Consider the following 20466-nt stretch of genomic DNA (forward strand, 5'->3'; position numbering starts at 1 on the left):
CCGAAGGGCTAGTTTGTTAATTGATTAAATTTATTACTTTATCTAATATTTTTTTGGCACAATCGTGCTTACTCATTATTTCAAAAGGCATTACTTCTTTTTCACTGATGATAGTTATTTGATTAGTATCACTTTTAAAACCTGATTTATCATCAGAGATGTCATTAGCCACTATCAAATCAAGTTTCTTTTTAATTAGCTTTTCCTTTGCATATTCTATTATGTTGTCAGTTTCAGCTGCAAACCCCACTTTTACCAAACCAGGACATGAAGTGCTAATATATTGCAGGATATCAGGGGTTTTAGTGAGCTCTAGCGTCAAGTTATCACTTTTCTTTTTCACCTTTTTTTCATGATACATTTTTGGTGCATAATCTGAAATAGCAGCAGACATAATTAGTGCATCACTAGATTGGGCATAGCTTTTAACTGCCTTTAGCATGTCATCAGCAGTTAAAATAGGAACATACTCAACTCCAGTTGGTTTTTCTAGGTGGGTAGGTCCGCTAATCAAAGTTACGTTTGCACCTAAGGATTTTGCAGTTTCAGCTATAGCATAACCCATTTTGCCGCTTGAATGATTTGTTATAAACCTGAAAGGGTCAATAGGTTCTTGCGTAGGGCCTGCTGTTACCAAAATATTTTTTCCCTTTAAGGCTTGTTTTTGAGATAGTAGCCCATTTATTTCTTCTACAATATCAGAAGGTTCAGCCATCTTCCCTTTTCCAACATCTCCACAAGCTAGCCTGCCTTGCTGCGGCTTAATAAAGTGGTATCCTAACCCCTCAAGGTTCTTTATATTTTGCTGTACAACCTTATTTTCATACATCGCCGTATTCATAGCTGGGGCAAAAATCACTGGTGATTTCACAGCCATTAACGTAGTCGTTAGCAAATCGTCAGCTATGCCACATGCAACTTTGCCAAGGATATTTGCAGTAGCAGGTGCTACAACGAAAACATCTGCCCTTTTAGCTAAAGCTATGTGCTCAGTATCATGCTGAGGAATATCAAACATGTCGGTATATACTTGGTTTTGTGAGATGGATTGAAAAGTTGTCTTTGTTATAAACTTTTGACCGTGGCCGGTTAACACTACAAACACATCATATCCTTGTTTTTTTAACCTACTGACAATTTCAGCTGATTTATATGCAGCTATTCCTCCTGTCACACCTAATACAACAGTCTTTTTAGACATATCAAAATCCCCTTAACATTCCTAGTTAACAGTTATCTTTTCATCTAGAACTTCTTCTAGCGCTATGGTAACTGTTTTTTTATTTTTCTCCTCCATATCTTCCTGAGAATCTAACAATAACTCTCTTGAACGTTTTGCAGCTAACACTACTAACGCGTACTTGTTATCAACTTTTTTAAGTAAATCATCAATCGATGGGTAGATCATTTTTAAACCCCTCCTTAACAACATCTATTTTATTTACTTTACACTTTTCGGCTACAATAATAGCCTTAATTTTTTCTACAGCATTCTCTACTTTGTCATTTAAGACAGCATAGTTATAATTTTTCATTTCTTCTATCTCACCTTCAGCAGATGCCAGTCTTTTCTTTATTACATCTTTAGAGTCTGTACCTCTTTTGTAAATTCTATTCGATAACTCCTCTAAAGAAGGTGGTAATAAAAATATAAAAGTTCCTTCAGGGAAATTTTCCATCACCTGCTTAGCTCCGTTTACATCAATCTCTAAGATTACATCTCTCCCATTTTTTAGATTTTCAATAACAAAATCTCTTGGAGTTCCGTAATAATTATCATAAACTTTAGCCCATTCTAGAAAGTTTTTGCTTGCAATTTTTTCTTCAAAATCCTCTACTTTAGTAAAAAAATAGTTTTTACCATGCACTTCTCCAACTCTGGGCTCACGTGTTGTTGCAGAAATGGAATATTGAATTTGTGGGCACTCTTTTAGTAAAGCTTTACATACAGTACCCTTCCCCGCACCAGAAGGACCTGATAGCACTATTAATAAACCTTGTGTTGACATATAGCTCTCCTACTCCTCTTCTATTGTCTGAGATTTGCCGTTTAGCCTTTGGGCTACAGTTTCTGGCTGGACAGCGGACAAAATAACATGTTCACTATCTGTTATAACAACAGCTCTAGTTCTTCTTCCATAAGTTGCATCAATTAACGTACCATCATCTCTTGCTTCTTGCACTATTCTTTTAATTGGCGCTGACTCAGGGCTTACAATTGCAATTATTCTATTAGCTGATACGATATTTCCAAACCCTATATTTATTAATTTTATCTCCATCAATATTCTCCTTTCATACGCTTATAATTATTCTATATTTTGGATTTGCTCTCTGATTTTTTCCGTTTCTCCCTTTATGTCTACCACTAATTTGTTAATATCATAACTATGAGACTTCGAACCAATAGTGTTTGTCTCGCGATTAATCTCTTGAACTATAAAGTCTAGTTTTCTGCCTATTGTTCCAGTTTGATTTAAAGTGTTTTCAAACTCTTTTAAATGACTATTGAGTCTTACAAGCTCTTCAGTAATGCTAGACCTTTCAGCAAATATGGCGACCTCCATCATCAAACGATTTTCATCTAGGTCTACGCCATCTAAATTCAGTTTTTCTATCTTTTTTTTAAGCTTATCTCTGTAGTCATCAGTCATGTTTTCAGCAAGTCCTTCAATTTTAATGATTTTATTGCTGATAAGATTTAGTCTTTGTAAAATATCTTCCTTTAGCCTAGCCCCTTCTGATTGTCTCATATTAATAAAATCATTAATTACTTTTTCAATTTTTGGAATGATAGCCTTTTTTAATTCTTTATCATCCTGCCTTACAGGTTCCTCAACTACTATGCCGGGAATCTGCAAAAAATGTTCTAAGTTTTTAGGGGCTGTGAAGTTAGCCTCTGACGCTACCTGCTGTCCTTGCGCAATTAAATTATGTAAGGCTTCTTTATCAATCATATATGTTTTTTGAGAGGAGTTGTCTTTAAACTTTAATCGAACTTCCACCCTGCCTCGTCCTAACTTAGTACGAATCAATTCTTTTATAGCTTCCTCAAAAAAAGAAAAGCTTTCAGGAAGCTTACATATCACATCTAGATAACGATTGTTAACACCTCTTAGTTCTATAACCAAATCAAGATTTTCTAGCTGTATTTCATCTCGAGCAAATCCAGTCATACTATGTACCATAAAATTCACCACCTCTTTAGATTATTTTAACCAATAAATTGAAAAATTTCAACCTTAGCATCAAAAATCTCTTGCATTTGTTAAATTGCTCGTTTTTTTGTCAAAATACTAGCGATAACAACTCTATAAACTAAAAGAGGCTTGGACATATCTAATAAACCCAAATAAAAACAAGCGGTTCCGATCATCTATTTTCGATGATTGGAACCACTTGTTTTAGAATAACCTGATACTAGTGTTGGACTCTTACTGACATTTAAAAGCATTGGCAATGTAAAATGTGGTTATTCAAGAAAGCTACTGTAATGGGGCTTTTTTACCAAGTACTTATACGCCACAACAAGCATTTGAATTATATATGGTATAGCTACTACTCCAAAGATCATAACCCACTGTTGCATGGTTAAGGGAACAGTGCTGAATACTTTTTGAAGTGGAGTTACATAAATAACTGCTAGCATCAATAAAGTCGATAAGGAAACTGCCGCTATTAAGTAAAAATTACTAAAGATATTCATTTCAAATATTGTTTTGTTCTCAGACCTACAATCAAAAACATGTACTAACTGAGTAACAATCAAACTAACAAAAGCCATTGTCCTTGCCACTTCTATATTTTGGTTAGATGTTCTATAGCCTATAATAAACAAACTTAACGTAATAATACTAATTATGAGCCCTCTACTAAATATTTTAAAATCTAATCCATCACTAAAAACGCTCTGATTCTTTTTACGAGGCTTTCTTTTCATAATATCTTCTTCTGGCTTCTCTACTCCCAAAGCCAAAGCTGGGAATCCGTCTGTTACAAGGTTTATCCACAGTATTTGAATTGGTTTTAGCGGAAGTGGTAACCCCATTAACATTGCTAAAAACATTGTCATAATCTCACCGACATTGCATGATAACAAAAACCTAATAAACTTTCGTATGTTATCATAGATGTTTCTACCTTCTTCCACAGCTTCTACGATAGTTGCAAAATTATCATCACTTAGCACAAGTGATGCCGCTTCCTTCGTTACTTCAGTACCAGTTATCCCCATTGCAATGCCAATATCTGCTGCTTTTATTGCGGGACCGTCATTGACTCCGTCACCGGTCATAGCCACGGTGTGGCCCTTTTCCTTTAAGGCCTTCACTATCTTTAGTTTATGCTCTGGAGAAACCCTTGCAAAAACATATACGTCATCGATAATATCCATTAACCGTGAAAGAGAGTATTCGCTTAATTCCGCTCCCGTTACCACTCTTCCTCCTGGGGGTAAAATTTTAAGTTGCTTAGCTATGCTCACAGCAGTTGCTTTGTGATCGCCTGTTATCATAATGGTCCGGATTCCTGCACTTCTGCATTTAGCAACGGCAGAAAACACCTCTTTTCTAGGCGGATCAAATATAGCAGTCAAACCGACAAACGTCATGCCATCTTCCACATGTTTTTCATCACTGCTTATTACATTACTTTTATAACTTATAGCCAAGGTCCTATACCCTTGGTTTGCTAAACGACTGATGGCGCTTTCTATTTCCCTTTGCCTTTCACTTGTTAAGGGCATTTCAATACCCGACATCAGAACTTTTTTACATTTTGACAGTATAATATCCGGAGCACCTTTGGTGTAGCCAGTTAATTTGTTTTTGTCCCTTACTACTACGGACATCATCTTTCTATCAGAGTCGAAGGGTAATTCTGATACCAGCTCTTTTCCTATAAGCTCTTCCTCTTTTGTTATGTCAGCCTTTTGACAACAAACATTTAATGCTCCCTCAGTTGGGTCGCCTTGTATATCATAATTTTTAGAACCTAACTTTTTGGCTATCTTTATAACTTTGCTGTTGTTACAGACAGATGCTATTTTTAATAGCTGTAATAAACTGCTTTTGCCATTTAGCTTATCAAGTATCGAATTTTTGTATAAAAACCTTCCTTTCGGAGTATATCCCTCGCCTGTTACATCTATGTACTTTCCATCAACATATATTTTTTCCACTGTCATTTTATTCTGTGTTAAAGTGCCTGTTTTATCTGAGCATATAACGGTAGCACACCCTAAGGTTTCGACAGCGGGTAGTTTTCTAACAATAGCCCTTCTTTTTAGCATTCTCTGAACTCCCAATGCTAAGCATATTGTAACGATTGCTGGCATCCCCTCTGGTATAGCGGCAACTGCTAAGCTTACCCCCGCCAAAAACATCTTATATATATTTTCTCCTCTATATATTCCTAGTAGGACAACAAGAAAACTAACTAACAAACATATTGACACAAGAACTTTGCCTAACTGGTTAAGTCTGACTTGAAGTGGGGTTGGTTCGTTACCTTCACTGTCAATCATATGAGCTATTTGCCCCATGGCCGTTTTCATTCCAGTTGCAAAAACCATCCCCCTCGCCTTACCTTTTGTAACAGAAGTTCCCATAAAACCACAGTTTACAGCGTCTGAAATCACTGCACTTTTAACCTTTTTCTGGTGTTTTTTTAAAACTGGAACTGACTCTCCAGTAAGAGCTGATTCATCAATTTCTAAGTTCTGAGAGTCAATTAATCGAATATCAGCAGGTACTTTGTCACCTCCAGACAACAAAACTATATCACCAACAACTATGTCTGAACTGTCAATCTTTTGCTCTTTACCCCCTCTTATCACTGTAGCTTTAGGAGAGGTCATCTTTGCTAAAGCTTGAAGGGATTTTTCCGCTTTGAACTCTTGAAAAAAACCTAAAACTGCATTTAACACAATAATAATTATGATTGTTATGCTGTCATAATACTCTCCTAATAAACCTGAGATTAAGGTGGCAAATATTAAAACTATAACCATTGCATCCTTAAACTGATCTATAAATAGACCTATAGGACTTACACTTTTCTGCTGCTTAATTTCATTTTTGCCATCTTTGTTCAACCTTTGTTGAGCTGTGGACTCCTTCAGTCCACTATCAAAGTTCGTGGCTAATCGCTTTTCTAGTTGTGTTAAATCAAGATTTGTGATGTTATCCAAGTTCACACCTCCAACAGACCATTTATTTACAAGCTCATATAAATTTTTATGTAAAAATTTATAAAAAATTCCCCTTATGTTTTGACTGCTATTAATGGATAAGCTAAACTAAGATAAAAGGAGGACTTAATATGTTTGATGTTTTATGTACACACACTCTTGTAAAAGAGTATAATGAGATATTAGAAAATGCTAGAATTGATAAAGTAACCCAACCTAAAAAAAATATGATTATAATAACAGTACGGAAGCCAGGAAAAAACCACAGTATAATCTTAGATGCGTCCCCTGAATCTTGCCATACAAGAATATCCAACCAAACTTTTAAAAACCCCATAACCCCACCAAATTTTTGTATGCTTCTGAGAAAGTATCTCAGTTCAGCTAGAATAGCTTCCATTAGTGCTGTTAACAATGAAAGGATTATAAATTTTGATATCGAAGGAAGACATCCTGATGGGGATTTGGGTAGTTGGACCCTTTCATTTGAAGTTATGGGGAAACATAGCAACCTAATATTTTATGATAATAAAACTAAAATAATTTTGGGCTCACTAAAGACCATAAGTTCTACCCATAGGGAGATCAAGGCTAACGCCACATACACTCTTCCCCCAGCTCAGAATAAAATTGATATAAAAGATAGTAAGCTTTCTGACTTAAAGCTGTTAGCTGTAAGCTATGACAGTTACTTATTGGATAAATTCCTTTTTGAGAACATCCATATGGTTAGCCCACAATTAGCTAAAGAAATAGTCTTTAGGGTATTTAATAGAAACAACATATATGTAAAGGAGCTAACTGACTCTAACTTAAACGATATCTATTGCTTGTTACAGGAGCTTTTATATAACACCCCTTACGATCCTATGGTTTTTTATAAAAATGGCGAATTAGTTGATTTCTACCCTTTTAAACTAGAGTGTTTAAATTTAAAAGAAACTGAAACCTCATCTTTAAATGAAGCTATTGACTTGTTTTATTCTTATAAAAGTAAGCAGCAAGCCAGAAAAGACATTTACTCAACATTAGTCAAAAGTGTAGATAACTACCTAAAGAAGCTAGTGAAGAAGCTAAAAGGTCTTAAAAAGGATCTTAAGAAAAATGAAAAAAGCCTTAAGTATAAATTGTACGGAGAACTTTTAACAGCTAATATGTATAATATGAAAAAGGGAGAAAACTCTACAAAAGTATATAATTATTATGAAGACGAATATATAGAAATACCGCTTAAAGCTAGTTTAACTCCTAACGAGAACAGCCAAAGATATTTCAAAAAATATTCCAAGGCTAAACGGGGCATCGAAGTAATTAAAGCTAATATTCTAAAGTGTGAAAACGAGTTAGACTATCTAAACTCTGTGCGGTACAGCTTAGATATCTCAGAGTTAGATGAACTAATCGAAATAAAAGAGGAGTTAATACGAATAGGCTATTTAAAAGAGGTTCGTAAAAAAGACAATGGCAAAAAAAGAGAGGAATCTAACAGCAAACCTATGAAGTTTGTGTCCTCTGACAATATCACTATTTATGTGGGGAAAAACAATAAACAAAATGATTTTGTTACGCTCCGGTTGGCTAACCCAAATGATTTATGGTTTCATACCAAGAGTTTAGCTGGTAGTCATGTGGTTGTTAGAAATGAGGCAAAAATCCCTGCTGAAACAATAAGCGAAGCGGCAATGCTTTCGGCATATTTTAGTAAGGGTCGACATTCAGGTAATGTTGAGGTCGATTATACAGAAATAAAAAACGTCAAAAAGCCCAAAGGTGCAAAACCGGGTATGGTAATTTATGATAACTACACAACATTATTTGTAACTCCAGATGAAAATGTTGTTAAAAAGCTTCGTAGTAAATAATAAAAGGGGCCGTCTCAAGCAGGATAAATTCCTTTAAGAGACAGCCCCTTTTTTTATTTAATTAAAGTTTGGCAAAGTAGCGTTTAGCACTATTCCTACTAGAGCAGCTAGCCCCATGCCTTCAAACTGCCAAATACTGATGCCGCTAATCCCAATTATCAGGATAGTTGAAACTATTACAAGGTTTCTGGTGTTACCTAGATCCACCTTATTTTCCACTAAGGTTCTGATTCCTATCGAGGCGATCATACCAAATAGCAGTATAACAATTCCACCCATAACCGCTTCAGGTATTGTTCCTAAAAGGGCTACAAACTTAGGGTTAACACTGAGAATAATGACAAGAACTGCTGCTAGCTGTATTACTCTTGAGTCTTTAACTTTTGTTATTGCTAAAACTCCAATGTTTTCGCCATAAGTAGTGTTAGGTGGTCCCCCTAAAAATGACGCAACTAACGTTGCAACACCATCACCAGCCAAAGTTCTTGACAAACCAGGCTTCTTCATTAAGTCTTTATCGATAGTTCGCCCTATTGCTAAAATATCTCCTAAGTGCTCCACTAGTGTAACTAGCACGAAAGGTATCATATACAGCATTGCATTTATTTCAAATTTAGGCGCGGTAAAGTTAGGTAGAGCTGGAACCCAGCTGCTGTTAAACACTTCTGTGAAATCTATTATTGTTGCAGAAGGTAGCAATGTCATCCCAAACAACTCTAATGGTGCCACCCATTGATATCCTAGCGCAAATAGATATCCACCAATGATTGCTAAAAGTAAGGGAATTACTCGTAAAAACCCTTTGCCAAAAGCAGTTAGTGAAATTGCTAATATCAAAGTAAAAACTGCAGTTGGAGTATGGGTTGAGGACATATCCTTTGCGACAGGAGCTAGTGACAAGCCGATTGTCATTATAACAGGCCCTACTACTACAGGTGGTAACACTTTTTTCAAAAAATCGGTGCCAACACGCTTTATTATGGTGGAAACGATTAGATAAATAACACCTGCTACTGCCGCTCCCCCCAGTGCCACAGAAGGTGAATAGTTAGTGGATAATTGCTGGATTGGATAAATAAAAGCAAAGGATGATCCAAGATAAGCGGGAACTTGTCCCTTAGTTATAAAGTGAAATAATAGCGTGCCAATAGCTGAGGTGAAAAGGGCAACCCCCATGTCTAAGCCAGTCAAAGCAGGAACTAATATTGTTGCCCCAAACATAGCAAAGATATGCTGGATGGATAGAGGTAGCATTTTACCTACTGATAATGTTTGATTTTTCATTTTTTCTCCTCCTAATTTTTGTATTAGCCCTTAAGATAAGTTTGGAGGATTCTCCTCCTTTTCTGAGCTCGCTGTCTCAGTTTAAAGAAGTAACCAAACAAAAAAACTTCTTGCCTTTTTTGCGCATGCAAAATTAGCAAGAAGTTATAACCATAGTATTAGGTTACTCCTTACTAATCTCTCGGATTAGTTTAAAGGCTTCTAATAGATAATAACATAAGCTCTACCCTATGGCAACAAGTTTTTTTATAGTTGCTTCAAACTGTAAAGGCAACTCACTATTAAACTCCATCCATTGTTTCGATGTTGGATGGTATATTCCTAACCTTTTGGCATGCAACAACTGCCCGGGCAGATTAATTTTTTGTCTTTTATAGCCATAAGTTAAATCTCCCACAATTGGATGGTTAATATGTTTTAAGTGGACTCTTATCTGATGAGTTCTTCCTGTTATTAAATCTAACTCAACTAGTGTATTCTCTTTATATCTCTTTATCACTTTATATTTTGTCTTAGCATCCCTACTACTAGAGTTTTGTATAACAGCCATCTGTTTCCTATCCTTTGGATTGCGTCCAATTGGCGCGTTTATAGTACCACTATCTTCTTTTATGACACCTTCCACCAGAGCCCAGTATACTTTCTTAGTCTCACGATTTGCCATCTGCTGCGATAGACTTTCATGAGCGGCATCATTTTTTGCCACCACCAATAGACCTGAAGTATCTTTGTCAAGCCTATGAACTATGCCAGGTCTTTTAATTCCACCAATTGAAGATAAATCAGTTAAATGATAAAGAAGAGCATTAACTAAAGTGCCGCTATAGTGTCCCGGAGCCGGGTGAACAACTATGCCCTGGGGCTTGTTTAACACACAAATATCGCTATCTTGATACACGACATTTATGGGTATATCTTCAGCATTAACATTGGGTTCTTTTGGCTGAGGGATCAAAAGAGATATGGTTTGCCCTTTTTGTAATTTAATGTTAGCTTTAGACAGACGCTGGCCCTCTACAATTGCATTGCCATCTTTTATTAGTTTTTGAATTTTAGACCTAGATAGTCCTGTCTCTTCAGCTAAAAAAACATCCACTCTCGTATTATTCTCTTGACAGGTTAAGACTTTTTCTTCTTGCAAGAATTTAACCCTCCCCTGTTTTTTCTTGTATCATATCAAAAACTAAAACATCTAGTGCAAAAAGTGCTACACCGACAACTATAGCTATATCAGCCACGTTAAATATCGGCGACCAAATTTTAAAGTCAATAAAATCTATAACTTCACCTAAGTAAATTCTATCAATTAAGTTCCCTAATGCTCCTCCTATTTGTAAAGAGAAAGCAAGCTTTAGAACCCATTTTTCACTGGGAAGCTTATATATATAATAACTTAACACAACAGTTACTAAAATCGTAACCACAATAAAAAATAACCTTTGGTGTGGTAATATTCCAAAAGCTGCCCCTGGATTTGTCCAAAGTGTAATATGTAAAAAGTTTTCGATTAAAGGAATGCTTTCACTTATGTCCATTAAGTTGTATGCCAAAAGCTTACTTATTTGATCTAAAGCTATGATGATTATTATGATAACAGGATAAAGCACTAGTATCTCTCCCTTGACTTAGAAGTATGTAACAAATCAATTTTAGCAGATACTTTAAAAATTGTCTATATAATTAAATTAAGTCACCTGTAACGGTGACTAATACTGAGAGGAATCCAAGTGCTTTTGTGAACTTGCTTTACCACATTGAGCGCATATTGTAGTGTACGGAATTGCTTCTAAACGCTGATTTTCTATTTCACTTCCGCAGCTATCGCATAAGCCATATTGGTCAGAATCGATTTTTTTAAGTGCATCGTCTATTTTTTTTATTTCTGCATCACTATTATCTTTAAGTGCTAAGTCTTTCTCCTTTTCATATAGTTCGCTTGCCAACTCCCCTGGATGATTATCGTAAGTAGATAAATCTTGAGTTTGATCTCTAAGAGAGCCATTTTCCTGTAGATAACTTCTTTCTAACTCCTTTTTCATTTTTAAAAGTTTTTCCTTTAGATGTTTCTTCTCTTGTTCTTTCATATTTTCCTCCTACATATTTTTTTGTACTAGTTTAACTATTTCAGCGATAAAATCTCCAATTACCGGTAAGTTTAATAGCATAACTCTTTGTAAGAAATAGACCACCATTGCACCTAGTATCGTAAATCCCACAGCTATACCAAAGCCTCTAGCTAGTCCAGCTAAGAAATTTACCATTAAGTATCTTTTGGGATTATTCAATATGCTGATATATTCTGCTATGTTATATTTTTCCATTTGGTGGGAGATTTCTTCACCTTTTTGTAAAAGTTTCTTCTGTAGCTGCAACTTTTTCATGTAAAGATCACCACCTTAATTCTATTATTTTATGATATAGCAATTTATATACTAAAGTTTAAATATAAAAAATAAGGCTGTCTCAATCAGGCATATTTTGCCCACGAGACAACCTCACATAACTAAAATCCTTTATGTCATTTAATACACCCAGGAATCAACCTTTCTAATTCTGAAAAAAACTCAGAATTAGATATTTCTACCCATTTTGCATCTTCAATTTTAGTCTCCCCCGCACTTCCTAACGCAGCAACAGACATAGACATAATAACTCTATGGTCTTTTTGACAGTTTAAAACAGTTCCATTTAATTGAGTCTTCCCTCGTACTATAAACCCATCTTTTAACTCTTTTATATCCGCCCCTAGTTTATTAAGGTTTGAAACTGTGTTACTTATTCTATCACTTTCCTTAACTCTTAATTCCTCTGCTCCTCTAACCTTAGTAATACCATCGGCATAAGCTGCTAAAACTGCAATTAAAGGTAGCTCATCAATTAAGTTAGCCACCATATCTTGCGATATTTCAATCCCTTTTAAACTAGAGGGCTTTATCCGTATGCAGCCCACTAACTCATCGTTCCATTTCTTTGTATCGAAAACTTCAACTTTAGCATTCATAGCTTTTATAACTTGTAAAAAACCTGTTCTAGTGGGGTTTAATCCGACATCTTTAACTGTCAACTCAAAACCTTTAACAAGTGCAGCTGCAATCATAAAAGCTGCTGAAGAAAAGTCACCACAAACATTATACTCTCCCCTGACAATTGGTTTTTGAGGTCCTTTAATTTTTAAGTATGGGTATTGATTTATTAGGCTAACACCATAATGCTTTAGCATAATCTCAGTATGATCTCTAGATTTTGCTGGTTGTTTTATTTTAACCTTGCCACAACCAAGCAGCGCTGCAAAAAGTAAGGCCGTTTTCACCTGAGCGCTAGCCACAGGCATATCGTAGAAAATCTCTGTATATTTACGCCGATTTGGCTTTATTGTAATAGGCAATTTCCCATCGCTTGATTCAATATCGAGCCCTAGATCCTGTAATGGTAAAACAATCCTATCCATCGGCCTTTTAGATAATGAAGCATCGCCTACTAAAGTTGCTTCAGCACCTAAAGATGCTGCAACGACACCAATCAGCCTAGCTGTAGTGCCTGAGTTTTCGCAGTCTAAAACAACATTATTTTTTTTAGTTTTTTCTTCCATCTTAATTATAACTGTGTTCTCATTTCTAATAACTTTAAAGCCTAAATTCTCCACACACCTTAGGGTTGCTTGACAGTCTTTTGCCAATGAAAAATTATTGATTTTTATTGTTCCTTTACTTAGCGCCGTTAACATCGCTATCCTATGACTTATTGATTTGTCGCCACCAGGTGTATAAACAGTATTATAAACCTTATCCCCTTTTGAAATAACCAACATCGCCGTTAACCTCCGCAAATTTATTCCAACACATATTTAAAAAATTTAAGGTAACTTTTTCCGTAGCCCAGCCTTTTGCCAATGGATAAATAAATACCAATTTGTCTTTATCTGCCTTTTTGTCATAGCATAAGTTTTGTTGTACATACTTTGTAAAAACACTATACTTTATGCCTGGAAGTATGGGCTTTAATAACTCGTAATATTTAGTGGCATCGTTAATACCTAGTTTTCCTTTATAAAAAGCAACAAACAGAGCAAAGTTTAGTCCAATTGCCACAGCTTGACCATGGCCTAGGGGATGTTTGCACTGCTTCTCTATGGCATGTCCTATAGTATGCCCAAGGTTTAGTGCCACCCGTTTACCTTTTGTATCAAAAAAGTCGTCATCTACATATTTTTCTTTTATCCGAAAGCACAGCGGCACTAAATTATTATATTTAGATATATCTCCATTTAAAATTGACTCTATATCCCCCTTGGCATCAACAAAATCATCAGGTTGTAGCATCACATACTTTGCTACTTCCCCAAGACCATTATATACTTCTTTTTTGGGCAAACTCCTCAAAACCGAAGTATCTATACCTATAACATCAGCTGGATAAAAGCTCCCGAGCTGGTTTTTATATTCTCCAAAATTCACAGCTGTTTTACCGCCATAAGCACTGTCAACCTGCGCAATGATCGTTGTAGGTAAATAGCAAAGTTTTGCACCCCTTTTATAGATTGATGCAAAAAAACCTGCTAGATCTAAAACTGCACCACCGCCTATAGCAACTGCCCAATCACCACGATTAAGTTTAAAATCCAACGCTTTTTCAGCTAAAATTTTCACAAAATCCAATGACTTCTTTTCTTCCGGGTTCTTCACCAAAACTTCATCTACATTCTGAAAATTTTTCTTAAACGACGCTAGTTTATCAGCATATAACTCTTTTATCCTGTGATCTATCACCAACATAGCTCTATCGTCAGCTAATTCTTCAGCGCACTGCTTCCAGCTGCTTTTTCCAAAAAAACATCTACTAGTTCTCATAATCCTTTTGCCTTTCTACCCGTCTAACATAGTTTTTGAAATTATTTTTAACATCATTTAACGAGTCTCCCCCAAACTTTTCTAAAAACACCCTTGCTATTTCTATAGCAGTTACTGAGCTAACAACCACAGATGCTGCTGGAACAACTGTTGTATCGCTTCTTTGGTAGTCGGTTACTGTTTCTTTATAAGTTTCAACGTTATAGGTTCTTAGTCCCTTTAAAACTGTTGGGATAGGCTTAATTGCCGTTGTAAAGCAGATATGTTGACCATTTGACATGCCGCCTTCAATGCCCCCTGCGTTGTTAGTAATCCTATAGATTTTTTTATTTTCATCTAAAAATATCTCATCATGATACTGGCTACCTTTAAGCTTGGATCCTTTAAACCCTATGCCAAATTCAACCCCTTTGACAGAAGGTATTGACATGACTTGACTAGTCAATCTGCAATCTAACTTTTTGTCCCATTGGGAGTAACTACCTAGCCCCATAGGTAGATTTCGAACCTCTGTGTATACCTTGCCACCAAGACTGTCTTTCTCTTCTTTTGCTTTGTCGATTTCTTTTACCATTTCTTCATGGTTGTCAAACGGGCAGTATACCGGAGAATTATACACCAAATCCTTAGGTACGTTTGATTTTATAGCTGAAGATATAGTTCCTATACTATATACATACGAAACTATAGTAATATTAAATTTCTCTAGTAATTGTTCAGAAATAGCACCTACAGCAACCCTGATTGCTGTTTCTCTAGCGCTCGCTCTTTCTAGAACATCTCTACAATCACTTAAATTATATTTATACATACCCACTAAATCGGCGTGTCCTGGCCTAGGTGTACAATATTTCATCTTATCATCGTCATTATAAATCTCCCTATAATTATACCAGTCCTTATTTTCTATAACTAATCCAATGGGCGCACCTGTAGTATATCCGCCTCTTACACCAGAATAAATATTAACCTTGTCCTTTTCAATTTTCATTCTATTGCCCCTACCATACCCACCTTGCCTTAGTCTTAGAACATTGTTAATTTTATTGACATCTATATCTAACCCTGCTGGTATTCCCTCAATAATCGCAATTAAGCCCTTATTGTGGGACTCCCCTGCTGTTAGGTACCTCATATGAATCCTCCTTTGCCCACCTTTTATATAATAATGTGGCCAAAACTGCACTTAAAATCCTAAAAATTAGCACCCAGTGCCATGCAGCTCCTATCCTAGCAAAAACGATTGTTTCTTCTAAAATTGCGTGGCAAATTCCCACAAAAATTAGCAGTCCAGTTAACTCTTTCTTAGTAAAGTTTTGCTCTTTTGCTAAGCTCATAATTACCCCTGCACCATAAGTTAGTCCAACGAAAAGTCCTACGCTCAACGGAACTGCAGTTTCCTTAGGAAGCCCTAACCCTCTAGTTAAGGGTGCAAATAAATTCCCTATTTTATCTAACACCTTAAATTCTTTTAAAAACTCGATAACTATAAGTAATGGTACAATAATAACTGCCAAGTTTATAATATCTAACGTCGCCATCTTCAAACTTTCTAATAGAAATATAATCATTTCAGTTTTACATCCTTTATAAAATTTGTCCTAAAATAATTCCCGCTATTATAGACATAACAAGCCGACTCCCAACTACAAGCAAAGGTTTTGCACCTGTCTTTTTAGCTATCACAGTCTCAGTTAGCATACTATGGCATATAGCAACCATTGTTGATAAAATCGTTAGCTCAACAGCGCTAAAATCAAGGCTAAGCATAGCAGCTACAGCCCCATAAACAGTAGTTAGATTACCAATAATTAAAACTAAAGCAGCTTCTCCAGGCAAAGAAAATATTGACATAACCGGCATTAACACATCAGCTAGGCTTTCTAAAAAACCCAAATACTCCAAAAAATTAACCAAGGTAATAATAGGTATCATTACCTTGGCTAACTCCCAAACTACAGAAAGCCCATTCTTTGAGCCATCTCTTATAATTTTAAGTAGTTTCACTTAAATCATTCTCCAAATTATTCCAGTCATCGGAGTTTATCATTTCTAGCTGCGCTTCTAGTAGTGTTCTAAATCTAGTTCTAAATACATGAGATTGTTTTGCCATCTCTTCCACATCTGAGTGTATTTTTCTAGCCTTTGTTATAGCTTCTTCAACAATTTTCTTTGCTTCTCTTTCTGCTTCTCTTCTTATAAGTTCGCCTTCTCTGCTGGCATTTTGCTTAACTTCCTCTGCAGTTTCCTGGGCGACAACTATTGCATTATGTAGCGTATCCTCAATTTTTGAGTAATGTTCTAATTTCTCGGTTAAATCCTTCGAATTTTTTTCTAAATCTTGCTTTTCCTTCATTACACGTTCATAATCATCTACTATTTGATCTAAAAACTCGTTAACTTCATCTTCATTAAAACCTCTAAACGATTTACTAAATTCCTTATTGTGGATATCTAAGGGGGTTAGTGACATTAATTAGCACCTCCGATTTGAATGTTTATTTCTTATGTAATATTTCTACATTTTACCTTCAAATCCTTTTTATTTTTACATAAATCTATTTAATTCTAAGTGAATCCTACCTTTTCTAGTTTCTCCACCACAAGCGGCTAACTCCACTCTTCCTTTTCCCCTTAGAGAAATTATATCTCCTTCCTCTAGAGTAAAAGAAGGATTTTTGATAGTCTTCCAGTTCACCTTAACCCGTTCACCTTTAATAAGGCCAGATAGCTTTGTACGGGATAGACCAAAACCTAACCCTGAAACAGCATCTAACCGTAAAGAAGCTACTGTTCCTTTTATTTTTTTTATTTTGATATCCTCAACTTTAAGTTGGTGTGGATATATTTCTTTAACCTTAACGCTTACATTCCCAACTTTTTCTAGGTTAAGTTTTACAAAATCTACAAGGCTATCGTCTATTACCGCTTGACAACCATCTTCAGATACGATGATGTCTCCCAATTTCTCCCTGCTTATACCTAGCCCTAAAATACTACCTAGAAAATCCCTATGACTATATTTTTTGGGAAAACTTCCATTTATCTCAATACAACTGATACAATCTTCAACATCGTCTTTATGCAAAAAGTCGGGGAAAAAAACAATTCTGGCCCTTTCAGCCCCTTGATACCCACCGCTGACAAAATGTTTTATGCCAAATAAACCTTTTGTAATCTTTAAGACTGTGTCTCTGTAGTATGGATCTAAAAAATCAGTTTCCTTTACCATGTTTTTTTGCTGGGCTAACTCTGCGGCATCTAAAGATTTTGCAATTGTTACCTTATCAATCTCTTTATCTAGTAGCTTAAATATCTTTTCCCGTTCTATCATTAACTAACCTCCATTATAAAAGCGTCATTAATAAGTTTCTTAATATCCTAATAAGCACAAAGGCTAAGATAGGTGATAAGTCTAGGTACCCTCCTCCTGCTTGCACCGGCGGAACTACATTTCTTATTGGCTTTATAACTATGTTTGTGATAGACCAAATAACTTCCATTATATCTCTAACTGTTTTGTTATGCATCGGTATTGGGAACCAACTTGTTATCACCCTTACTAATAATAAAATCCAAAACAAATGAAGTATTGCGTCTATAGCTATTAACACCTGTTGTGGCATTTTTTTCCCTCCTAACTAAAAATTTTACTGCCTATTCTAATTATTGTAGCTCCTTCTTCAACTGCTACTTGATAATCGTTAGTCATTCCCATAGAAAGTTCCTTTATGTTTGAATAGCCATTATCCTTAAGTTTATTTCTAAGCTCTTTTAAGCCTTTAAATACATATCGCACTTCTTCTGGGTTATCAGTAAGTGGCGCCATAGTCATAAGGCCTGTTATGCTCAAGTTTGGAAGTTCGCTACAGCTATCTAAAAAGCTAAAAACTTCCTCAACGAGTAAGCCATGCTTACTCTCCTCTTTAGCCACATTAACCTGAACTAAACCCTTTTGCACTATACCTTTCTTTTTAGCTCTTTTGTCTATTTCTTTTGCTACCTTCCAACGATTTATGGAATGTATAAGCTGCACCTTTCCAACGCAATCTTTTACCTTTCTAGTTTGCAGATGCCCAATAAAGTGCCAGTTAGCATCAGGAAAATGTTCTTCCTTTATTTTTAAATTTTCTGTACGACTTTCTCCAAAATTATTAATACCATTACTATATAACGCATTCATCTTGTCAACCTCAGCATATTTAGTAACTGGTACAATTTCTACCTTTCTTTCTGTAAGTTGTGATACTTCTTTTACAAGTGTTTTGTAATTTGCTAGCACAGTCATATGTATTTCACCTCATCTAATCTTCTGTCCTATGTTCACTAGTTTTGGATTCAATATCACTTCTGAACTTTCGGTCAACCCATGAACCCACACGTATTCACTATCTTTTTCCATGACTATAACTTCTTTAAAATCCACTTTGTTTCTATTTACTAAGTAAACTCCTTCCTGTCCTTCATGCTGAACTAAAGCTTGTAAAGGTAGCTTGATACCTTCAAGTGTATCAAGTATAAAAAAAACCTCGCTAAATCGCTCACCGAAAAAATCTTCTTTTATATTTCGTGGTTTAAGATGAACAAATGCATAATCACCTTGTGCAACACTATCGAAAATATCAGCCGTTAACATTTGACTAACACTCTCACTGATTATTTTCACCCTCACACTGCTCAATTCCTGCATTTTTTCAAATTTTTCTTTTTGCATTTTGACAATCAAGTCACTATTAAAATTATCTATAACCTTAAATAGAGGCTCGCCCGAGCTACTGCTAGAAATAGTTTGACGGGCATAATCATCTTGTTGTTCAAAAACATTTATTAGTTCACGATTGTCTAATCCGGTTTCGATATATTCAAGCCCATCATTGTAGAATACAATTAAACCTGATTTTGGCGTCTCAATTTCTGTTTGGCCAACAGTTCCAATAATCTGTTCTTTCCTAACTCTTTGAAACTGCTTAATTTCAGTATCTAAACTCCCGCTTGTTGGGCTATAAACCACCTTCTCATCCCAAAGGAAAACTCCGTCACCATAAACTCCTCGCTGCGCCGATGCCATTTCAATATGTTCCGTTATTATCATTTGACTAACTGCAAAATCTCTAATCCATAAAAATCCTTGACTGGCTAAAAATAAAAAGACTGCAGCTATAACGAAAAATATAACCGCCTTAATAGGTGAAGGGCGATTAGGGTTTTGGTTTTTAGCCTTGCCCCCAGAAACAACGGAGAACCCTTTACTGTTTCTCTTACGGTTATTCATTTTATCACCCCTTTATTTTATAAGCTTATCCAACTCTAGTTTGAATGTCTTAATATCTTTAAAATCTTTATAAACAGATGCAAAACGGACATAAGCAACCTCATCAATTTGCTTAATCTTTTCCATAAGCATATCTCCCAAATCTTTACTTTTAATTTCATTAACTAAATTATTAGCCATTTCTTTTTCAATTTCCGACACTAAGTTTTGAAGCTCTTTTATGTCAACGTTTCTTTTCTCAAACGACCTGGTTAAACCTCTTAAAACTTTTTGGCGTTGAAATAGCTCCCTTGTCCCATCCCGTTTTATAACAATTACTGGCGGTTCTTCAGTTTTTTCATAAGTAGTAAACCTTTTACTACATTTATTGCATTCTCTCCTTCTTCGAGTTGAACTCTTATCTTCTGTTGGACGAGAATCCAAAACCTTGCTTTCAACCGACGCACAATACGGACATTTCATTTTCTTTACCCTCCTACGCAGCATTCAATTTAACCAATTAAATTATACCATTATTCGCCTCCTTGTTTAACCCTATCTTCTGTTCTAGTGTCTATTATAATAACATCTTGGCCTATTTTTTTGATTTTGTTCCAAGGAATTATATAGTCGTTCCCTGAAGACATTAACCCTAAGAACCCACTCTGCCCAGTTACAATTAAAGCTTTTATTTGCCCACTGTCAGCGTTAATTTCTAGGTCGTCAAAATGACCTAAAACTTTTCCATCACCTAGGTTTACTATCTCCCTCTCTCTTAAATCAGAAATACGCATGTTCATCCCCCTTTTTCTCAGATAACTTTATTAATAAATATATTCTTAAAAGTTATTATTAAAACAAAAAATACCTCAAAGTGTAGACTTTGAGGTTAAAATCCTTGTACTATTATCTTACTGATTTCCAAAAAGAAATTATCACTATTATAGGCGTGCATAGCTTCAATTGTACTCTCTACACTAGGCTGAGAATCTAAAATAAGGGCGCTATACATTATAAACTTGTTTAACAATT

At 35.5% G+C, this 20466-nt stretch carries 25 protein-coding genes; 1 reads left to right on the plus strand and 24 read right to left on the minus strand.

The window, feature by feature from the left end; genetic code table 11:
* Positions 1 to 16: 16 nt before the first annotated feature.
* From coaBC to PRVXH_RS07535, 6 genes are all read right to left on the minus strand, one after another.
* A complete protein-coding gene (coaBC, locus tag PRVXH_RS07510) occupies positions 17 to 1201 on the minus strand; it encodes a bifunctional phosphopantothenoylcysteine decarboxylase/phosphopantothenate--cysteine ligase CoaBC (RefSeq protein ID WP_353892171.1) in 1185 nt (394 codons plus the stop codon).
* Between the two features lie 21 nt (positions 1202 to 1222).
* Positions 1223 to 1408 carry a DNA-directed RNA polymerase subunit omega gene (rpoZ, locus tag PRVXH_RS07515; RefSeq protein ID WP_353892172.1) on the minus strand — a complete coding sequence of 62 codons (186 nt, stop codon included), beginning with the start codon at positions 1406 to 1408 and terminating at the stop codon, positions 1223 to 1225.
* Positions 1389 to 2009, minus strand: coding sequence for a guanylate kinase (gmk, locus tag PRVXH_RS07520; RefSeq protein WP_353892173.1), 621 nt, complete (start codon positions 2007 to 2009; stop codon positions 1389 to 1391). Before gmk ends, rpoZ begins: the two co-directional genes overlap by 20 nt.
* A gap of 9 nt (positions 2010 to 2018) precedes the next feature.
* Complete coding sequence (gene remA, locus PRVXH_RS07525; RefSeq protein WP_353892174.1) at positions 2019 to 2282, minus strand: extracellular matrix/biofilm regulator RemA; 264 nt, start codon at positions 2280 to 2282, stop codon at positions 2019 to 2021.
* Positions 2283 to 2309: 27 nt separating this feature from the next.
* Complete coding sequence (locus tag PRVXH_RS07530) at positions 2310 to 3188, minus strand: YicC/YloC family endoribonuclease (RefSeq protein ID WP_353892175.1); 879 nt, start codon at positions 3186 to 3188, stop codon at positions 2310 to 2312.
* A gap of 284 nt (positions 3189 to 3472) precedes the next feature.
* Positions 3473 to 6190, minus strand: coding sequence for a calcium-translocating P-type ATPase, SERCA-type (locus PRVXH_RS07535; RefSeq protein WP_353892176.1), 2718 nt, complete (start codon positions 6188 to 6190; stop codon positions 3473 to 3475).
* Positions 6191 to 6321: 131 nt separating this feature from the next.
* Here PRVXH_RS07535 and PRVXH_RS07540 point away from each other — a divergent pair, with 131 nt between their 5' ends.
* Positions 6322 to 8052, plus strand: a complete 1731-nt coding sequence (locus tag PRVXH_RS07540; protein WP_353892177.1) for an NFACT RNA binding domain-containing protein — start codon at positions 6322 to 6324, stop codon at positions 8050 to 8052.
* A 57-nt stretch (positions 8053 to 8109) separates the two neighbouring features.
* On the opposite strand, the gene PRVXH_RS07545 is transcribed toward PRVXH_RS07540, so the two are convergent.
* The 18 genes from PRVXH_RS07545 to PRVXH_RS07630 form a co-directional block, all read right to left on the minus strand.
* The gene (locus tag PRVXH_RS07545; protein ID WP_353892178.1) at positions 8110 to 9336 is read right to left on the minus strand and encodes a solute carrier family 23 protein; all 1227 of its coding nucleotides are present in this window, start codon (positions 9334 to 9336) and stop codon (positions 8110 to 8112) included.
* A gap of 223 nt (positions 9337 to 9559) precedes the next feature.
* Entirely contained in the window at positions 9560 to 10477 is a 918-nt protein-coding gene (locus PRVXH_RS07550; protein WP_353892179.1) for an RluA family pseudouridine synthase, read from the minus strand.
* 4 nt (positions 10478 to 10481) lie between these two features.
* Complete coding sequence (gene lspA, locus PRVXH_RS07555; protein WP_353892180.1) at positions 10482 to 10943, minus strand: signal peptidase II; 462 nt, start codon at positions 10941 to 10943, stop codon at positions 10482 to 10484.
* A 99-nt stretch (positions 10944 to 11042) separates the two neighbouring features.
* Positions 11043 to 11420 (minus strand): TraR/DksA C4-type zinc finger protein, encoded by a 378-nt coding sequence (locus PRVXH_RS07560; RefSeq protein WP_353892181.1) that lies wholly within the window; start codon positions 11418 to 11420, stop codon positions 11043 to 11045.
* Between the two features lie 9 nt (positions 11421 to 11429).
* Positions 11430 to 11717 carry a DUF5665 domain-containing protein gene (locus tag PRVXH_RS07565; protein WP_353892182.1) on the minus strand — a complete coding sequence of 96 codons (288 nt, stop codon included), beginning with the start codon at positions 11715 to 11717 and terminating at the stop codon, positions 11430 to 11432.
* Between the two features lie 137 nt (positions 11718 to 11854).
* Entirely contained in the window at positions 11855 to 13144 is a 1290-nt protein-coding gene (aroA, locus tag PRVXH_RS07570; protein WP_353892183.1) for a 3-phosphoshikimate 1-carboxyvinyltransferase, read from the minus strand.
* Positions 13119 to 14183 carry a 3-dehydroquinate synthase family protein gene (locus tag PRVXH_RS07575; RefSeq protein ID WP_353892184.1) on the minus strand — a complete coding sequence of 355 codons (1065 nt, stop codon included), beginning with the start codon at positions 14181 to 14183 and terminating at the stop codon, positions 13119 to 13121. Before PRVXH_RS07575 ends, aroA begins: the two co-directional genes overlap by 26 nt.
* On the minus strand, positions 14173 to 15318 hold the full coding sequence (gene aroC / locus PRVXH_RS07580; RefSeq protein WP_353892185.1) for a chorismate synthase: 1146 nt from the start codon (positions 15316 to 15318) through the stop codon (positions 14173 to 14175). The genes PRVXH_RS07575 and aroC overlap by 11 nt, the downstream gene beginning before the upstream one ends.
* Positions 15284 to 15754: a nucleoside recognition domain-containing protein gene (locus tag PRVXH_RS07585; RefSeq protein ID WP_353892186.1), complete on the minus strand. Its 471-nt coding sequence runs from the start codon at positions 15752 to 15754 to the stop codon at positions 15284 to 15286. Before PRVXH_RS07585 ends, aroC begins: the two co-directional genes overlap by 35 nt.
* A 16-nt stretch (positions 15755 to 15770) precedes the next feature.
* The gene (locus PRVXH_RS07590) at positions 15771 to 16190 is read right to left on the minus strand and encodes a nucleoside recognition domain-containing protein (protein WP_353892187.1); all 420 of its coding nucleotides are present in this window, start codon (positions 16188 to 16190) and stop codon (positions 15771 to 15773) included.
* A complete protein-coding gene (locus PRVXH_RS07595) occupies positions 16177 to 16656 on the minus strand; it encodes a DivIVA domain-containing protein (protein ID WP_353892188.1) in 480 nt (159 codons plus the stop codon). The genes PRVXH_RS07590 and PRVXH_RS07595 overlap by 14 nt, the downstream gene beginning before the upstream one ends.
* A 75-nt stretch (positions 16657 to 16731) precedes the next feature.
* Complete coding sequence (locus tag PRVXH_RS07600) at positions 16732 to 17517, minus strand: YlmH/Sll1252 family protein (RefSeq protein ID WP_353892189.1); 786 nt, start codon at positions 17515 to 17517, stop codon at positions 16732 to 16734.
* A 13-nt stretch (positions 17518 to 17530) separates the two neighbouring features.
* Positions 17531 to 17809 (minus strand): YggT family protein, encoded by a 279-nt coding sequence (locus PRVXH_RS07605; RefSeq protein ID WP_353892190.1) that lies wholly within the window; start codon positions 17807 to 17809, stop codon positions 17531 to 17533.
* Between the two features lie 11 nt (positions 17810 to 17820).
* The gene (locus tag PRVXH_RS07610; protein ID WP_353892191.1) at positions 17821 to 18471 is read right to left on the minus strand and encodes a YggS family pyridoxal phosphate-dependent enzyme; all 651 of its coding nucleotides are present in this window, start codon (positions 18469 to 18471) and stop codon (positions 17821 to 17823) included.
* Between the two features lie 12 nt (positions 18472 to 18483).
* Positions 18484 to 19455 (minus strand): HlyD family efflux transporter periplasmic adaptor subunit, encoded by a 972-nt coding sequence (locus PRVXH_RS07615; protein ID WP_353892192.1) that lies wholly within the window; start codon positions 19453 to 19455, stop codon positions 18484 to 18486.
* A gap of 12 nt (positions 19456 to 19467) precedes the next feature.
* On the minus strand, positions 19468 to 19917 hold the full coding sequence (nrdR, locus tag PRVXH_RS07620; RefSeq protein ID WP_353892193.1) for a transcriptional regulator NrdR: 450 nt from the start codon (positions 19915 to 19917) through the stop codon (positions 19468 to 19470).
* Between the two features lie 50 nt (positions 19918 to 19967).
* Positions 19968 to 20228 (minus strand): YlmC/YmxH family sporulation protein, encoded by a 261-nt coding sequence (locus PRVXH_RS07625; protein ID WP_353892194.1) that lies wholly within the window; start codon positions 20226 to 20228, stop codon positions 19968 to 19970.
* 95 nt (positions 20229 to 20323) lie between these two features.
* Positions 20324 to 20464 (minus strand): hypothetical protein, encoded by a 141-nt coding sequence (locus tag PRVXH_RS07630; protein WP_353892195.1) that lies wholly within the window; start codon positions 20462 to 20464, stop codon positions 20324 to 20326.
* Positions 20465 to 20466: the final 2 nt, after the last annotated feature.

Source organism: Proteinivorax hydrogeniformans (assembly GCF_040515995.1).
In the GTDB taxonomy this organism is placed as follows: Bacteria; Bacillota; Proteinivoracia; order Proteinivoracales; family Proteinivoracaceae; genus Proteinivorax; species Proteinivorax hydrogeniformans.